This window comes from Butyrivibrio sp. FC2001, from assembly GCF_000424125.1.
In the GTDB taxonomy this organism is placed as follows: domain Bacteria; phylum Bacillota; class Clostridia; order Lachnospirales; family Lachnospiraceae; genus Butyrivibrio.
The window spans coordinates 1-15571 of the sequence record NZ_AUJH01000016.1 but is presented as its reverse complement, the minus strand read 5'-3'; the positions used below and the strand labels follow the sequence as shown (position 1 = coordinate 15571).

Here is a 15571-nt window from a genome sequence, read left to right as displayed (position 1 = left end):
TTTTACTAAACTAATAAGTATTGCTTCAGTGTTCACACTGGTTATAGGTACTCTTACAGGCTGTACAGCTGCTCCTGCCCCAGAACCGGAGTCTCCAAAGGAAAAGTATCTCTTCATTCTTCCGGATGATGTAGACAGCTTCAGAGGGAGCCTTGCTGATGCGATAATGGCGCAGGCCGAAGCACAGAATATAGGTATTGAAGCAGTAAAGATCGGCAACTCCACAGATAAAGAGATTGAGCTTATCTCCTCTGCAAAGGAAAATGGATTTAAAGCAATCATCTGTCTGCCCTCCGATAATTCGGTGGTCCCCAGACTAAATGCGATGTCCAACGATCTGCCGATCATATACCTCAACAACCAGCCAGCCGATGAACATCTGAAGGCAAACAAATACGTTTACGTGGGTTCTTTTGAAGAACAGGCAGGGCAGTTTCAGGCAGAATATGTCATAAGCCGGCTGGGAAAAGGCGCCATGAACGTCATCATCCTGGAGGGCGACAAGCATCATTCTGCGACAAACAGCAGAACCACAGGCGTCAAATCAACCCTCATAGAAAATGGTGTAAATGCCAACTTTGTTCTTGTTGCCCATGCCAACTGGTCCGATAAAGAAGCTGCTGACAGATTCTTAACCTTCATGGAAACAGGTCAGAGCGTCGATGCTGTATTTTGTAACAACGACACCATGGCTCTCGGCGTAATAGAGGTGCTTAAGGAAATAGGCTTTGATTACACAAAGATCATTGTGTGCGGCATAGATGCCACGGCTGAAGGCTGTGCTTCAATCGCAGCAGGTGAAATGGCCTTCACGGTTTTCCAAAGTGCCAAGGGACAGGCACAGAAGGCTATTGAAGCCGCCAGGATTCTTGGAGACGGCGGGACTCTTGATTATGTTGGCGGAATCACCAAAGACCACAAATATATTTGGGTCGACTTTGAACCGGTAGACATATCAAATGTAGATAATTACATGAATTAAAACAACAACGGGCGAAGGATCACGATAATCCTTCACCCGTACTTTTTATACTGTAAGCTTTCCCTTTTTAAAATGCTTTCTGCAAAGAGCGATGTAGCTTTCGTTACCGCCCATAAATACCTGCTCACCGTCGCGTACGATTTTCCCGTTGTATATTCTTGCGTTGCAGGTAGCCTTTCTTCCGCACCAGCAGACTGTCTTAACCTCTTCTATCTTATCTGCGATCTCCATAAGTCTTGCTGAACCGGGGAAAAACTTCTCCTGGAAGTCTGTTCTAAGTCCGTAGCAGATTACCGGAACCTTATCGAAATCGACGATATCAGAGAGCATATCCACCTGCTCTGCAGTAAGGAACTGTGCCTCATCAACTATGATGGCATCGTACTTTTCTATCATCTTATGCTTCCTGTGATACTCATCGAAGAAATCCTCCACAAGCATACATTCCGCCTGAAGTCCTATTCTTGATCTTATTATTGTAGCTCCGTCTCTGTTCTCAAGAGCCGGCTTTAAAATAATGGAATTTTTGCCCCTCTCATGATAGTTGTAATTGACCATAAGTGCGTTAGCCGTCTTGGATGAACCCATCGCACCATATCTGAAATATAGTTGTGCCATAACCCTCTCCTCAAGTTTTTTTGACATGCTTTGCAGCGCCGTCCAACTTTCTTATCTTAGCACATTTTTAAGCCATTTTTTATTAAAATTATAGACATTGTACATAGCAGGTACACATAGATTTTTATAATAAAATATAGGTTATCTTATAATCAAGGAGGGTTATGCTTATGAAAATTATGAAATCGTTGGTTGCCGCATTTTTGATAATAATGCTTACCGGAAACACAGCATTAGCCGCAACCGAAAGTGCTGTTGAAAAGGCAGGAGGAACTGCCGCAACCGAAAGTGCTGTTGAAAAGGCAGGAGGAACTGCCGCTTCCGATGTGCTTTATGTAGAAGATACTTTCGAATTTGTATCTCCTTACGGCTACAGATATTTTATCGCAACATGCGTCAATAATTCAGAAGTAAATCTCGATGTCTCCTGGGATACCGTCAGCTATGATGCCAGCGGAAGCATTCTTGAAACAGGTTCTTCCTACAGCTGCTATGTTGCTCCGGGCCAGAGCTTTGTATTATATGCTCTTTTCCTTAACTCAGAGGATGCAAAAGATTACTCCTACAAGATCCACTATGAGGAATCAAGCTACATCATTCCCGCCTTTTATGATATAGATATCTCCGCTTCCGTATCCAAAAACGGAAAGCTCATACTGCAGGCAGTTAACACCAGTGAAAACGAGATCAGCTCTGTCCAGGCAGCTACGCTGTTCTTTGATGAAAATCACAAGCTTGTAGGCTTCGAGGATTCCTATGTTGTAAACAGCAATTACAATGTTGAAGCAGGCGAGACAGTTGTAAAGGACATTGATATCCCTGAAGGCGCAGATACTTATGAGTGCTACTTCACAGCCTACAGATGGTAATGACTTTTAATATGAAAATAATTGAAAGGGCGGTCGCATTAGCGGCCACCCTTTTTCATTGCATCTGCAAATATATCTTCATGATCAAAAGCCAGATCTTTTGGTGAAAGTCTGATATCACCATTTTCAAGGAAATATTCTCCGTTTTCATTTTTTATAGAAAACCACTTGGCATCATCGGCGTCGTCACCGGCTATCGGTTTAACCTCATTTTCATTTACAATAGCGAGAAATGCCACAGATACTGTCCAGTCTCTTGGATCTCTTCCGGGCTTACTGTAGACACCTACAAGAGTAAGCTTATCGGAACCCATCTTAATTCCCGTCTCTTCCTCAAGCTCCCTTGAAGCGGTCTCCTCAATCCTCTCTCCTGCCTCTGAAAAGCCCCCGGGCAATGCCCATTTTCCAATGCAGGGATGATTGCCTCTTCTTATAAGTAAAAGCTTGTCATCGCCCTCTCCTCTGGCAATTATACAGATATCCGATGTAAGCGAAGGCTTCCTCCACTTGTTGGGATTATAGTCCTTTAAATATTCTGCCTCAGTGAGACCGTTCTTGTCTCTTAACTCCTCGCTCATTATGCTCTCCTTTTTTCATCATGTTTTTCTTTTATATTATGCTTAGATATTAAGCGCAGCAATCAGATTCTTATGATCCCTGTATTTTTTCATGACACCCTTATGGTGTATTTTGATATAGTCATAATCCCCTGCCCTGCCGGCAGCTTCAAGGCGATATATCCTGTCTCCAAGCTTGTTTGCTCCTATTATTCTGGCGGAGGATTTTAGCACATCAGCTTTTATCGAATAGTTCTCCAGATCTCCCTTGGTGTAAAGACGATCCAGTTCTTCAATATTATCTTCAGCAAGCTCATAAAAGGCCTTAAGTACTTCCAGATATACATCAGCATGTACACATAGTTCAATACCTCTGTCTATGCGTATAAGCTTCTGATCAAGTAACAGAGCCAGCTTTTTATGTACATGTATTGTCCTGTGCGTATTCATAGGACTTGGCTCTGACTCATCCGGGCTCATCTCAATGAGATTGCCAGGGAGATACTTCATAAGTATCAGCTCAAGACTGTCTGGGTCTATAGGCTTTGTCAGATAATCTGAGAAGCCTGCTGCAATGTACTCCTCTCTTGCGCCGGTGATCGCGTTGGCTGTAAGACAGATTGTAGGCGTATTCAGATTCGGATTATCCTTTTCCTGCTTCATCTCATGCAGGGTCATTATTCCGTCCTTATCAGGCATCATATGATCAAGGAAAATGATATCATATTTTTTCTTCCTCATCATTTCCAGAGCCTCATCTCCGCTGTCTGCGGTATCTGTCATGATAAGTGTCTGCTTGATCAGATTCTCAAATACCATGAGATTCATTTCATTGTCATCCACCACAAGGACAATTGCTCCGGGCGCTGTGAATTTCTCTTTGTATTCCTCTGACCGTTTAAGAGATTCCATATAAGTAGTACTATAGTCGCCCAGTACTTCCGAACCTACAACCTTCTGTTTTAATGAAAAGTGGAAGTTGGAACCCTCTCCGTAAACACTTTCCACCTCAAGGGCAGATCCCATCATCTCAAGAAGGTTCTTGGTGATGTTCATACCAAGGCCTGTACCCTCGATATTACGGTTTCTCTTTTCCTCAATCCTCTCAAATTCAGAAAACAGCTTTTTCACATCATCGGGCTTGATACCGATACCTGTATCCTTCACCGCCACCTCGAGAAGAATATTCTCAGGATCGTCCTCCATTTTTGAAAAGCCCACATGGAATACTATGCTTCCTACCTCAGTGTATTTGGCGGCATTAGTAAGTATATTCGTGATTATCTGCTTTATACGTCCGGAATCGCCATACAACAGCTTCGGTGTTTTTGGATCAACATCAAGAACGAGCTCTAAGCCTTTGTCATCCACTCTTGGACGCACCATGTTCACCAGATCATTTATAACCGATGAAAGATCGTATCTGTCAGGAATAAGTTCAAGCTTTCCTGCTTCAATTTTGGAAAAATCAAGAATATCATTGATGATGCCAAGAAGGGTTGAACCTGCTGTCTTGACATTTTCAGAATATAATCTGATCTCAGGGTCTGAAGTCTCCCTGAGTATCATCTCATTCATTCCCAGAACAGCATTTATGGGCGTACGAATCTCGTGTGACATATTGGCAAGGAAATTACTCTTCGCCCGGTTAGCGGCATCCGCCTCCCTTATCTGCTCCGTAAGCGACGTTGCCATGGACTGCAATGCCCGGGACAAAACTCCCAGCTCATCCTCTCTTTCAATCTCAAGCTTTTGGCTGAAATCTCCCTTCTGATAGAGCTGCGCCGTATCCGTAATATGTTTCATGGGCACTGTGATAGCCCTTATCTGTATGTAGCACAAAGTACCGATCATCAAGAGAACCACACAAAGTACCACAAAGAAGAGTATCAATGTCTGACGAACCTGCTCTCTTAGCTGTCCCTCATACCACTCTGTGGTAAAGTCCACTCCCACAATCCCGACAATTACTCCGGAGGAATTGTAGATAGGACTGAATGCACTGTAAAAAGTTCCCCACCGATCCGTATAGGGTTTCTCATCAACGGCGCTGATGCCCTTACTTGCCTTAATAAGGGCATCTGTCACTACAATCTCTTCACCGAATTCTGCAGGTTCATTAAGAGAAGGATCCACAGTGAAGGTAAATTTTCCATCCTCTTCCTCACGAACCCCATAAACAGAATCAGCCTCTATATTATCCCTGAAAATTGCAAGTGCATTATAAACCCTCCGATAGCCGGGATTGTTCGAACTGTCCTTAGTGAGCCTCTCCAGAGTATCCCCGTCTATGGAGCCCGCAGCACAATTTACAATATCAAGCATTCTTTGTCTTGTGGATTTGATGATGGCTGTATTAGCCTGATAAAGAGCGACAACGCAAAAAGAGCCGGTGGAAAGAATTACCGCCAACAAAACAACAAACCATATTCTTGTTGCCAGACTTTTTTTGTGGTTCACCATTTGTACCACCTGTAATCAGAAACAAAGTCTTAATGCGTCGCTATAGAAATTCTACGAATAAACACAATTCGCCTTTATAAATCAAATTATAATACTATCTAAAAACAGTTTGTTTACATTTATAGATTCTTCATACTCTTTTAAACCCAACTTTATTTATGGGGCTCTCCTCCCCCATCTCCGCACGATAAAAAAGAGGTAAGACATTCGTCTTACCTCTTTTTTATCGTGCGGAAGAAGGGACTTGAACCCTCACGATGTAGCCATCACAAGATCCTTAGTCTTGCTCGTCTGCCAATTCCGACACTTCCGCATTCATTTATTTCGTGCCGCTCATTAGCGGCGACTCGTATATAATACCAAATTGAAAAAATAAGTCAACACTTTTTTTCAAAAATCGTTAAAAAGTTTATACATGCACTGATATACGATATTTGCGCCTCCAAGGAACTACATATAGTATAATAGTTTCTATAATGTATCGGGAGGCACTGCCTAATTATGAAAGAGTTAAAACCAATCACCAACAAGCTATTGTGGATCTTCGCCCTCGGGCAGTTCGGCTGGAGTCTGCTATCCGGAATCGTATCAAACTGGATGGTCTACTACTACACCGGAATACCCAGTGAGCAGAATCCCAACACAGGTGTATTCGCATCAGGAATCACCCAGTCCCCTATTCTGTTCAAGCTTACATTATTCGGTCTTGTTCTCGCAGCAGGACGAATTTTTGACGCCATCACAGATCCCCTGATCGCAGGCTGGTCTGACAGAAGTAACTACAAGGGAGGACGCCGTATTCCTTTCATGCGTGCCATGGCTGTTCCGTTTTCACTCTGTACAATCGGACTCTTTGTGCTTCCACAGACAGGCAGCATCGGACTGAATGATACTATACTTTTCATTCTCCTGATGGTGTTCTATCTTTTCATGACAATGTTCTGCACTCCCTACAACGCACTTATCGCTGAGCTTGGAGATACACAGCAGCACCGAATAAATGTATCAACCTTCATCTCATTTACATTTATCCTCGGCCAGAGTATATCCTTCCTCCTTCCCAATGTGGCAGGAGCGCTGGAGCCAGGCGTTGGTCAACAAAACTCCATCCGCTATTCAGTAGCAATAATGGCTACCATGGCCTGCATTTCAATGCTTATTCCAGCTTTCTATATTAGGGAGCGCGACTATATTGATTCCAAGCCCAGTGAGACTGCACCCTTTAAATCACTCGCAAAGACCTTTTCAAACGGACAGTTCAGACGCTTTGTTTACAGCGATGTGATTTACTTCTTTGCCCTGACTCTGTTCCAGACAGGGCTTGCCTTCTACGAGACACAGCTCATGGAAATCGAGGACACCTGGACCTTCGTTCTGACAGCCACTATGACTGCCATAAGCGTAGCACTCTATCCTGTTGTAAATATTCTTGCTAAGAGAATGGGTAAAAAGCCGCTTATCATCACAGGCTTTTTCTCATACTGTATCGTTTTTGGAATCACAACCATGTGCGGAAAGGGTCTTCACTGGGGCTTTATCATCGCAGTAACAGCAGCCATCCCTATGGCTATTCTTGGTATCCTTCCCCAGGCCTGCGTTGCTGACGTAGCAGAGGTCACAAGACTTGAAACCGGCGAGGACAGAAGCGGAATGTTCTTTGCTGCAAGAACCTTTGCCTTCAAGATGGGGCAGGCACTTGCGCTTGTAACCTTTACTTCTATCACCTCATCCCAGACAAAACAGAGCTATCGCACAACTGCTCTCCTCGCGTTTATCACCTGCTTTATCGGTGCAGTTATTTTCTTTACATATAAGGAAAAAGCGATTCTGGAAAGAATCAGGGATCTGAAGAACGGCAGAGCAAACAAGACCAGTTTTTACAAGAAAAAGCTTCCCTAAGTGTCGACAAATGAATACGGGGCTGCAATTGCAGTCCCGTAATTATTTTCGTAATTCAAATTACTACCTGGTGTCCCACCTTCATCTGATCTACCATATCACCGAGTTCCTCTTTGAGTATTCCAAACGCTCTGTCCTTGGTGCAATGTCCCGTGCAGACATATTCGATTCCTGTGGCACGTATATTTTCTGCGACCTCTCTTATCTCAGACTCCGGCTTGTTATACAGATGTAATCCACCTATCAGTCCATATACCTTCTTATCCGGGAACGTCGACTTTACCTCATTGATAATATTTCCGGCGCCGCCATGTGAGCATGAATTCAATATTACAAGCCCTTTATCCGTTTCAATAACAAGGCTCTGCTCATGGGAGAAATCATCAGGAATCCATTTGCGAGGTGTTTTCCTGTACATCAGCTCACGCTTCCCTATGCTCTCGAGCCCCTTCGTCTTATGCGGCAAAAGCCATACCCCGTCCATGATCTTATAATCGCCTGATACCATCTCTATTCTGTCAGCGTATTTCGTAAGCATCCTGTGGGGAATTCCGATGTATTTTCTGAAAATGAATTTCTTAGCATAACAGTCTTCAGCTGTAGTTTCTCTTACATAAAGCTGAGCTTTATCATTTTTCTCCAAAAATGCCGGAAGACCATTGGCATGATCATAATGAGCATGGCTGAGCATAGCATAATCAATGTCAGTTACATCAATGCCCAGCTTTTCCATATTCTCGAGAAACAGATCAGAAGCACCTGCATCCAAAAGAATATTTTTTCCTGCATACTGAACCAAGATGCAAAGTCCCCATTCGCCCCGCATCTCATCATTTGATTTATTGTCCACTACTATAGTAATTTTCGTTTCCATATATTTTTACTCCTTTTCCATTCTAATAATGTACTCAGGTGTGCCTTCCTCAAGTTTTTTATCTCCTGACTTGCAAAAACCATGAGCTTCATAGAATTTGATCGCATCCTGGTTTTTCTCTAATGTCCACAAAAATCTGACATCATATTCCTTCTTGGCAAACTCGATAAGTTCAGATCCTATCCCCTGTCCATGGAAGAAGTAATCCACATAGAGCTCAGCTATTTGCTCTCCCTCTATATGAATCATCCCCTTTATAATTCCATCTTCCTCATACACCCAGATATGCTCTAATATTTCCGGTTTTGAATATTGCTCAGCTACCGGAATCACCTGTAATGCCCCGAAGGAATAAGCATCATCATGAAAAATGGATCGGTACTTCATTCTTTTTACAAAAACCAGAATTTCAGCAATCCTGGATAAATCTTTATTGTTCGCTTTTCTTATCAAGTTATGCACCCTCACATTTCCTCTGCTTTAGTCTGATATGCCAAGTCCAACCTGTCTTATCTTATCCAGTTGTTCTGCGCCGAGTGTCCCTGCCTGGTACAGCATCAGATATTCATTTTCAATAGACGAATCAAATATCAAAAGGTCATCTGTATTGATAGTTACCGTCACACCATTTTCAACAAGCGTTTTTATTGGATGAGTCTTATAATCCCTGGCAAATCCCAGCATTACATTGCTGCTTGGACATACATTTAGCTGGATATTATTGTCCGATAAAAATCTCATCGTATCCTTCGAAGTAGCTGAATTTATTCCATGATGAACCTCTGAAAGTCCAAGCACTTCAACAGCTCTTCTCACATCCTCAGCAGATCCTGTCTCTCCAACATGCATCTTCTTCGTGAGATGGAATTCCTCTGCCTTCCTGTATAACGGGATGAAGGCTTCAAAGGGCTGGACATTTTCTCCCGCACATACATCGATTGCTTTGAAATAACCTGCCCCCACATACTCATCAAGCCGCTCTGCTTCACAGGCTGCGTCGCAGAAGGATGGGTATGTAAGCTCAGCTTCAAATACAGTGTCAGGGCAATAAGCTTTATGATATTCTTCAATGAGCATCCTGAAGTCTTCTACACTTCCCGCCTGATCCACTTCAGCTGTGCCGAAATTCATAACAAGGCGAACTATATTATTTCGTTTTGCTTCAGCAAAAGCGCCTTCCCATCTTATCAGCATATTTTCATAGCCATTACAATATGGCTTTATTGAAGATCTGAAATAGTCCTGCATTCCATCAAGACCGTCAAGACGTCCTGGCGGTTTGGGAATAGATACATTAAGGCGCTCAGAGAGCCATTCCCGTCTGCATCCCTTTGTCGAATGATTGTGGAGATCACTTTTTGGTGCTGACAAAAGTTTGTTTATATCATTTTCAACTAATCCTTCGCAAAACAAATTTTTCATACTGTCACTTGTTCTCCTCTATGGTCCCAGGGGACGGGGTTTGTGGTCCATTTTTTATTTTGGTCCACTAACCCCGTCCCCCTGGACCATTACACGCTCTGGCCGCCTATGAACATTAAGACCGCTAAGATTGCCCCCACAACATAAATAATTATCTCAATAATACCCAGTATTAAAAATACAGGAGTTTTTGCTGAACCATCCTTCGCTGCCTTTGCAGCAAATACTGTTCCGAGAATGGATAGCACAAGACAAGGTAGTGGTGATAAAAACATGCTTATTATCCACACGAACGCAAAGATTGAATAAATCGCGCCTCTGTGTGTGGGACCTTCAAGCACTGTTGCAAGTACCATGCAGATCACAGTGACCACAAAAACAATGATTGGAATCAGTGTCAGTACCTTTGCCTTCGAATAGCTGCTATTCCTCATACACACCTCCATATTTTCTCCACCAAAAGATATGATAATAGTATGCCAAATGCAGCTATTTACTTCAATTTATTTTCAATCTTTTTCTTGTCACTCTGCCAGTTCTATGCTTTCTTTTTTAATAAATTTACGCTATTATCACAATTACTCGTTTTTCCATGTAGCAGATACTTATTTATGCTCATTTACATACTGCATAAACTCTGGTGTCTTTGACCAATACTTCACGCCCCAATTTTCAAAATTCCACCCTTCCCTTTACCTAAGAGTTTTTCTATTTCGTAGTCTTTCCCATTAACACTAATTTTTTTCAAAACCTTCTATCCTCTCTTTCCACCTCATACGCCGTATATTCATGGTCAAATTCGTACCCAAGTTTTTGGGAGAGGCGAACTGAATTCATGTTTTGTGCATCCCAACTTGGATACAGATTTTCTTCCAGGCAGCGAAGTATCAGGGCTGCACATACGATTGTAGCCAAGCCCTTTCTTTGTTCATCTGAAACTGTATCCACCTCTATCTCTATTCCCTCGAGATAGCGGGTATAGGAAGATGCTCCTGATACAATCCTGCCATCCTTAAGTATCACCATTCCTCTTCCATTTTTCAGATATGTTTCCTTACTTTCAAATGACGATACAAAATCTTTTGTGACCGGATTTTCGAGACATTTATCATAAATATCCGCATCTATTTCATGTAGTTCGTATCCAGCAGGAAGGTCATCTACAAACTTCTTCAACATATCCTTCTTAAACTGCGTATCTTTTTTAATCGCATATCTGGTTACTTTTTTTGCTTTTGGAAAACACTCCTCGATAAGATTGCCCCATGAATCATTTTTGGGCACCATGATGACAAAACCTTCCGGTTTATTCATGACCAGTTCCCTATCCGGTTCTCCCGCATAAAAAGCGAAACAACCAACATAAGCGCATGCAGCTTGAGGATTTTCAAGATCTGTTACAAGTATTTTCCCCATGACCTTCTGAAGACAGGAATAAATCAGCGTTTCCTGCCAACCATCAAAGAAACCAGTTACCTTTTTCATATCCTGTAATTCGTAAATCATTTTCCCCATCCTTTAATCAGTACTCAATTTTTGTTATCCATTCATCTAAGAATTTCATTTGATCTTCTGTATGGAACCAATGTTCACCGTCTTTTAAGACCGTCAGCGAAGCTCCTGTCCTGTCTGCAAATTTTTTTATAGATTCAAATGATTGTAAATGATCTGCAGAGCCATAAAGAATATCTGTAGGAACAGTCCAGTTAATCGGATTATCCCTCACATAACAAAGATACTCCCATGACAGGTCCTCTCCAAAATCTGTTTTTATGACCTTCTCTCTTTTCAAATCATCCTCTGAAACATTAGCCCATGTCATCATATTGGAAATCAGAGTTTCCATATCTGCCATTGGAGAAATAAAAAAAGCATGATCAATGCTCTTGCAAATGTCAGCATTCATCGAATAAAACGCTCCTATACTATTTGCAATTAGAATAATGCGAGTATATTTCTTCTTTAAGATCGCTACAGTCTTCTCTATTTCCTTATTTGTTTCCCACGGAGAATCCGTCTTGTAGTCCAATCCAAAAATATCCATATCCGGAAACAGAGATTTGTAATGGCATGCTTCATCTGCACTACCACCTTTTCCGTGAACATATAGTATAACGGTGCTTTTCCTTTTTTTCTCTATATCAATGAAATAAACATCAGCTTCTTCACCCTCAAAAGTAAAGCTTCTCGCATACTTACCACCGTTTTTCGTGATGGTCTTTATGGATGCCGTATTTGATTTTTCTACCGAAAGCTGTAACTTGTCCATTCCAACTTCCGCCGCACGCCAAATAACAAGTTCCAACATTTGCGTGGCATAGCCTTTTCTTCTCTCTGAAGGTCTTACACTATATCCGCAATTCCCGAAATCCTTAAGAAAATCATTTAATTCGTGACGAAGATCAATGATACCTACAAGTCTGTCATTATCGTCGAATGCAAAATATGTGTCTGTAACAACCCAGGAAGGACTCACCGTTTCTGATGATGTATTATCTGTTACAGATTTTAGCCATTCGTCGTATGATTCCATTTGATCAAGTAATTCACTACCATTGATTACAGGCTCTCCATTATTCAGAAACTCCTGCTTAAAAGCCATTGCCTCTGATTCATATTTTTTTATTGGCTTTCTCAGTGTTATCATTTCTATTCTCCTATCAACTGTTTTTTTATGTGATTCACAATATAGCGGAAGGTTTCCGGCTTCATAGGGATAATTCTGCTCCACATTCTGATGCCTTGATATGAGAAAAGAATCACATTCACAATTTCGTTTACATCAACATCTTGAAATTCTCCGTTTTCAATTCCATAACGAATCAGCATTGACCATTTTTCTTCACCGATACGGTTAAAACTTTCCATCACATTAGCGTCAACTGTCTCCGCATACTCATACATGGCAATACTTAAAGAATCCTCCGGATGTTCCATTTCGTCTTCCATAAGGACTAACGCGCCTTCCAAAATATCTATGGCTGAATTTCCTTTTTCAATTTCACCCTGAAAATCCATTTCGTCCTTCTTCGTTATTTTCTCAAGCAGCGCCTCAAATAGTTGGCTTGTACTAGAAAAATGGCTATACAAACCACCTCTGCTCATACCTGTAATTTCACATATATCTTTCATGGTTACCTGCTTAAAGCCCTTTTTTGCAAAAAGCTCATAAGAAGCATCCAAAATGTATTCCCTGGTCTTTTCTCCTTTAGTTGCCATTGCCAATCTCCTTTTTTCGACACATGTGTCTGTTTTTATATTATAGACACGCGTGTCGATTTTCGTCAACAGCTTTTCCAAAATAAGAATAACGCAAAATAAAAAACAGGCCTTATCTACACTGATAAAGACCTGTTTTGCACTTGATTGTAACATCAACTATATGATTGTATTTTCCAAAAAGTGTTTACACATATCAAAATGCATTCCAGAGCAATTATTCTCTCTGGCTATAACCTCTTCAACTTCGTCAATCTTGTACCATTTAAGGTCATCCACTTCATCAGAATCAGCAAACTGACTCTTTTTTACAAAGGCAATGAAGCCAATCATGATCAGTTGTTTTGGCTCAAAATAGTAGCTGGAAACATACTGGCATCTATAAACAATCTGCCCTGTTTCCTCTTTTACTTCTCTGGCAACAGCTTCTTCTACGGTCTCACCCTCAACCATGTATCCTGATACCACAGTCCATTTTTTCTCTGATATATAGTTCTGCTTAAGTAGAAGAATTTCATTAAATTCATTTACCACAAGTACTTCGACAACTGGCAATGGATTTCTTCAATAAATTCTTTTACACGATGGACATATTTTACAGTCATCATCTCCGAACCTGATATCTTCTACTTTATGACCACATTCAGCACAGTATTTGAAAAGCATACTTCACCCCCGGTATTGTTATGTACCTCATGGTAAAGGATACCCTAAGGGCAGAGTCAAGCTTGATTTCACGAACACAAACCTGCGTGGTCCTAGGGGACGGGGTTTGTGGTCCATTTTTCATTTTAACCTGCGCGTTATCACTTCTCCAACGCCACCAGGTCCGACCTGTCATAACGATTATGTCCAGCCAGACTCTTCTTATACTTCCAACACTTGATGGCTTCATCCAAACTCCTGCCCTTATTATCATAAAAGAAATCTCGAATATACGTATTATATTCAAACTGCTTATCTATCTTGGTTTTACCGTTTTTCTTCTCCTCCAAAATTTGGAAATATGCAGCAATGGCATCTTTATAAGTCTTTCCGGCATTTTCCTTTAACCATCGTTGAAACAGCACGTTAAAAGAAAAACTGTTACCGATTTTTTCCTTAAAAAATGCCCGGTGCTTTTCCGAACACACAAAGCCTGATTCAATTAAAGTATCTTCAGAAATCTCACCGACATCTGCAGTCCGTTTTACTTTTGAAACAGGCTTTATTACTTTTCCCGTATCAAGAAAACAAACAATTCTTTCTGTAAGTTCTATCTTCCCTCCAACCGTCGGAAGCCCATTCTTTCTGCAGAAATCTACCAGTTCCTCTTTCAGGTAATAATAATTTCTAAATGTATTCCCATCTAAATCAATAGATAGTTCTGGTCTCTCACTCATATTCGTACCTCACGATTGGTCCTAGGGGACGGAGTTAGTGGTCCATTTTTCATTTTGGTCCATCACCCCCGTCCCCCTGGATCATCATTTGTCTTCATAAAAAGGGCATCTTTCCCTTATACACTGCTGGTTCTGCGCTGAAAATTCGCAGTTTTGCTCTTCGTATTCCAGATGAACACCATAGTGCTGATTCACATACTGTTGTTTGTTACTTTACCTGCGTTCTAAATTCTGTTTTTGAATCACTTTATTTAAAGGTGTGGACTTATTTATTCTGGTGCATAATACGCCAGATTATTTAATGCCATGCCTTTTGTGTTATCATGGGAAAGTTACTGACAATAAAAAGCAGGATCCCTCCCCGACCAAAGTTTGGTATCCTGCCTTAGCAACTCCGTACACAGAAGTGTACGAAAACATGCAAGACAATGATAACCCTTTACGTCGAAGAAAACAATCCGATTACACCAGGTTTCTACAACTCTGTCCTAAACAATCTCCAGTTCCATCAGCTCAAATGCCCTTGTGGTCAGTCAGGCTGCCTATCCGTCCATGGTTATTACAACAGATATGTTAAAACCGAGGATGGAAAAGTAATGTTCAGGATCTGCCGTGTGAAATGCGATCAGTGCGGACGCACTCACGCTCTCCTTCTGTCATCAATGGTTCCTTATTCCCAGATATCATTCCAGGATCACCTTCAGATAATCACAGCTCATGAAAAAGAGACGCCTTCAAGCATCACTCTTTCCTCAGCTCTGTCTTTTGACGAGAGCAACTTTAGATACATCATCAGGATGTACCTGAAGCACTGGAAACAACGGCTTATCTCCGAACGTATTTCTGTTGATAGCGAAAGCCTTATAAGCAGCTGTTTTCAATCCTTCAAGCGTCAGTTCATGCAGATTAAATGTACTCCAAATATCCTTTCTTATGTAAAGATTTACATAAGAAAGGTTATGACAAGTTATTTTTTATGTAAAGAAACCCATTAAAGTCAGCCTATTTTCAGGCATTACTAATGGATTTCTTTACATAATGATTCTTAAAGTTTAGATTTGCACAGATCCTTAAGCCAACTCTTAAGTGATATATTATTATCCCACTGTGGCTCTTCCTTTGGAACGATTTCTTTGCTGGCTGCTTCAATGGCTTCACGCTTGAGTTTGGCATCAGCTCTTGCATATCGTTCAGTTGTTCTAACGCTTACATGTCCGAGTAAGTCTCTGATGTAAATTAAATCAACACCCGAAGCAACTAAACCCATAGCTGTTGAATGCCTGAGC

At 41.4% G+C, this 15571-nt stretch carries 18 protein-coding genes and 1 tRNA gene; 4 read left to right on the top strand and 15 right to left on the bottom strand.

Features of this window, described 5'->3' with window-relative positions:
- Positions 1 to 28: 28 nt before the first annotated feature.
- On the top strand, positions 29 to 982 hold the full coding sequence (locus G601_RS0109740) for a substrate-binding domain-containing protein (protein WP_051205721.1): 954 nt from the start codon (positions 29 to 31) through the stop codon (positions 980 to 982).
- Between the two features lie 45 nt (positions 983 to 1027).
- Here G601_RS0109740 and G601_RS0109735 read toward each other — a convergent pair whose 3' ends face one another.
- Positions 1028 to 1600 (bottom strand): thymidine kinase, encoded by a 573-nt coding sequence (locus tag G601_RS0109735; RefSeq protein ID WP_026492617.1) that lies wholly within the window; start codon positions 1598 to 1600, stop codon positions 1028 to 1030.
- Between the two features lie 170 nt (positions 1601 to 1770).
- Here G601_RS0109735 and G601_RS0109730 point away from each other — a divergent pair, with 170 nt between their 5' ends.
- Positions 1771 to 2469 (top strand): hypothetical protein, encoded by a 699-nt coding sequence (locus G601_RS0109730; RefSeq protein WP_026665222.1) that lies wholly within the window; start codon positions 1771 to 1773, stop codon positions 2467 to 2469.
- A gap of 38 nt (positions 2470 to 2507) precedes the next feature.
- On the opposite strand, the gene G601_RS22775 is transcribed toward G601_RS0109730, so the two are convergent.
- The 3 genes from G601_RS22775 to G601_RS0109715 all read right to left on the bottom strand — a co-directional run bounded on the left by G601_RS22775 (position 2508) and on the right by G601_RS0109715 (position 5802).
- Positions 2508 to 3047: an NUDIX domain-containing protein gene (locus G601_RS22775; protein ID WP_035790609.1), complete on the bottom strand. Its 540-nt coding sequence runs from the start codon at positions 3045 to 3047 to the stop codon at positions 2508 to 2510.
- A gap of 42 nt (positions 3048 to 3089) precedes the next feature.
- Positions 3090 to 5489, bottom strand: a complete 2400-nt coding sequence (locus G601_RS22770; protein ID WP_051205720.1) for a hybrid sensor histidine kinase/response regulator — start codon at positions 5487 to 5489, stop codon at positions 3090 to 3092.
- A 229-nt stretch (positions 5490 to 5718) separates the two neighbouring features.
- Positions 5719 to 5802: transfer RNA gene (locus tag G601_RS0109715), tRNA-Leu, on the bottom strand.
- Between the two features lie 188 nt (positions 5803 to 5990).
- Between G601_RS0109715 and G601_RS0109710 the strand changes: the two genes are divergently transcribed.
- Positions 5991 to 7388 carry an MFS transporter gene (locus G601_RS0109710; protein ID WP_026665221.1) on the top strand — a complete coding sequence of 466 codons (1398 nt, stop codon included), beginning with the start codon at positions 5991 to 5993 and terminating at the stop codon, positions 7386 to 7388.
- Positions 7389 to 7443: 55 nt separating this feature from the next.
- On the opposite strand, the gene G601_RS0109705 is transcribed toward G601_RS0109710, so the two are convergent.
- The 10 genes from G601_RS0109705 to G601_RS27335 all read right to left on the bottom strand — a co-directional run bounded on the left by G601_RS0109705 (position 7444) and on the right by G601_RS27335 (position 14480).
- Positions 7444 to 8262 carry an MBL fold metallo-hydrolase gene (locus tag G601_RS0109705; RefSeq protein ID WP_026665220.1) on the bottom strand — a complete coding sequence of 273 codons (819 nt, stop codon included), beginning with the start codon at positions 8260 to 8262 and terminating at the stop codon, positions 7444 to 7446.
- 6 nt (positions 8263 to 8268) lie between these two features.
- The gene (locus G601_RS0109700) at positions 8269 to 8649 is read right to left on the bottom strand and encodes a GNAT family N-acetyltransferase (RefSeq protein ID WP_196808859.1); all 381 of its coding nucleotides are present in this window, start codon (positions 8647 to 8649) and stop codon (positions 8269 to 8271) included.
- Positions 8650 to 8742: 93 nt separating this feature from the next.
- Positions 8743 to 9684, bottom strand: coding sequence for a hypothetical protein (locus tag G601_RS0109695; RefSeq protein ID WP_026665218.1), 942 nt, complete (start codon positions 9682 to 9684; stop codon positions 8743 to 8745).
- Positions 9685 to 9773: 89 nt separating this feature from the next.
- Entirely contained in the window at positions 9774 to 10118 is a 345-nt protein-coding gene (locus G601_RS0109690; protein WP_026665217.1) for a hypothetical protein, read from the bottom strand.
- Positions 10119 to 10428: 310 nt separating this feature from the next.
- Entirely contained in the window at positions 10429 to 11190 is a 762-nt protein-coding gene (locus G601_RS0109680) for a GNAT family N-acetyltransferase (protein WP_026665216.1), read from the bottom strand.
- A 16-nt stretch (positions 11191 to 11206) separates the two neighbouring features.
- The gene (locus G601_RS27230; protein ID WP_081673481.1) at positions 11207 to 12331 is read right to left on the bottom strand and encodes a GNAT family N-acetyltransferase; all 1125 of its coding nucleotides are present in this window, start codon (positions 12329 to 12331) and stop codon (positions 11207 to 11209) included.
- A gap of 2 nt (positions 12332 to 12333) precedes the next feature.
- The gene (locus G601_RS0109670; RefSeq protein WP_081673480.1) at positions 12334 to 13059 is read right to left on the bottom strand and encodes a TetR/AcrR family transcriptional regulator; all 726 of its coding nucleotides are present in this window, start codon (positions 13057 to 13059) and stop codon (positions 12334 to 12336) included.
- Positions 13060 to 13062: 3 nt separating this feature from the next.
- The gene (locus G601_RS22765; RefSeq protein ID WP_242834405.1) at positions 13063 to 13458 is read right to left on the bottom strand and encodes an NAD(+) diphosphatase; all 396 of its coding nucleotides are present in this window, start codon (positions 13456 to 13458) and stop codon (positions 13063 to 13065) included.
- A gap of 251 nt (positions 13459 to 13709) precedes the next feature.
- On the bottom strand, positions 13710 to 14285 hold the full coding sequence (locus G601_RS0109660; RefSeq protein WP_026665213.1) for a DUF6434 domain-containing protein: 576 nt from the start codon (positions 14283 to 14285) through the stop codon (positions 13710 to 13712).
- Positions 14286 to 14369: 84 nt separating this feature from the next.
- Positions 14370 to 14480, bottom strand: a complete 111-nt coding sequence (locus tag G601_RS27335; protein WP_242834404.1) for a DUF5714 domain-containing protein — start codon at positions 14478 to 14480, stop codon at positions 14370 to 14372.
- 233 nt (positions 14481 to 14713) lie between these two features.
- Between G601_RS27335 and G601_RS24985 the strand changes: the two genes are divergently transcribed.
- Positions 14714 to 15280 (top strand): DUF6431 domain-containing protein, encoded by a 567-nt coding sequence (locus G601_RS24985; protein ID WP_155834503.1) that lies wholly within the window; start codon positions 14714 to 14716, stop codon positions 15278 to 15280.
- A 50-nt stretch (positions 15281 to 15330) separates the two neighbouring features.
- On the opposite strand, the gene G601_RS22755 is transcribed toward G601_RS24985, so the two are convergent.
- A partial coding sequence (locus tag G601_RS22755; protein WP_035790608.1) for a tyrosine-type recombinase/integrase occupies positions 15331 to 15571 on the bottom strand: 241 nt, incomplete at its 5' end.

Excerpts from the sequence above, each read along its gene's own strand:
- G601_RS0109700 (WP_196808859.1), bottom strand. The coding sequence starts at position 8,649 with ATGAAGTACCGATCCATTTTTCATGATGATGCTTATTCCTTCGGGGCA.
- G601_RS0109705 (WP_026665220.1), bottom strand. The coding sequence starts at position 8,262 with ATGGAAACGAAAATTACTATAGTAGTGGACAATAAATCAAATGATGAG.
- G601_RS0109690 (WP_026665217.1), bottom strand. The coding sequence starts at position 10,118 with ATGAGGAATAGCAGCTATTCGAAGGCAAAGGTACTGACACTGATTCCA.
- G601_RS27230 (WP_081673481.1), bottom strand. The coding sequence starts at position 12,331 with ATGATAACACTGAGAAAGCCAATAAAAAAATATGAATCAGAGGCAATG.
- G601_RS0109730 (WP_026665222.1), top strand. The coding sequence starts at position 1,771 with ATGAAAATTATGAAATCGTTGGTTGCCGCATTTTTGATAATAATGCTT.
- G601_RS24985 (WP_155834503.1), top strand. The coding sequence starts at position 14,714 with ATGATAACCCTTTACGTCGAAGAAAACAATCCGATTACACCAGGTTTC.
- G601_RS0109680 (WP_026665216.1), bottom strand. The coding sequence starts at position 11,190 with ATGATTTACGAATTACAGGATATGAAAAAGGTAACTGGTTTCTTTGAT.
- G601_RS0109710 (WP_026665221.1), top strand. The coding sequence starts at position 5,991 with ATGAAAGAGTTAAAACCAATCACCAACAAGCTATTGTGGATCTTCGCC.
- G601_RS0109695 (WP_026665218.1), bottom strand. The coding sequence starts at position 9,684 with ATGAAAAATTTGTTTTGCGAAGGATTAGTTGAAAATGATATAAACAAA.
- G601_RS22770 (WP_051205720.1), bottom strand. The coding sequence starts at position 5,489 with ATGGTGAACCACAAAAAAAGTCTGGCAACAAGAATATGGTTTGTTGTT.
- G601_RS0109735 (WP_026492617.1), bottom strand. The coding sequence starts at position 1,600 with ATGGCACAACTATATTTCAGATATGGTGCGATGGGTTCATCCAAGACG.
- G601_RS22775 (WP_035790609.1), bottom strand. The coding sequence starts at position 3,047 with ATGAGCGAGGAGTTAAGAGACAAGAACGGTCTCACTGAGGCAGAATAT.
- G601_RS0109670 (WP_081673480.1), bottom strand. The coding sequence starts at position 13,059 with ATGTTACAATCAAGTGCAAAACAGGTCTTTATCAGTGTAGATAAGGCC.
- G601_RS0109660 (WP_026665213.1), bottom strand. The coding sequence starts at position 14,285 with ATGAGTGAGAGACCAGAACTATCTATTGATTTAGATGGGAATACATTT.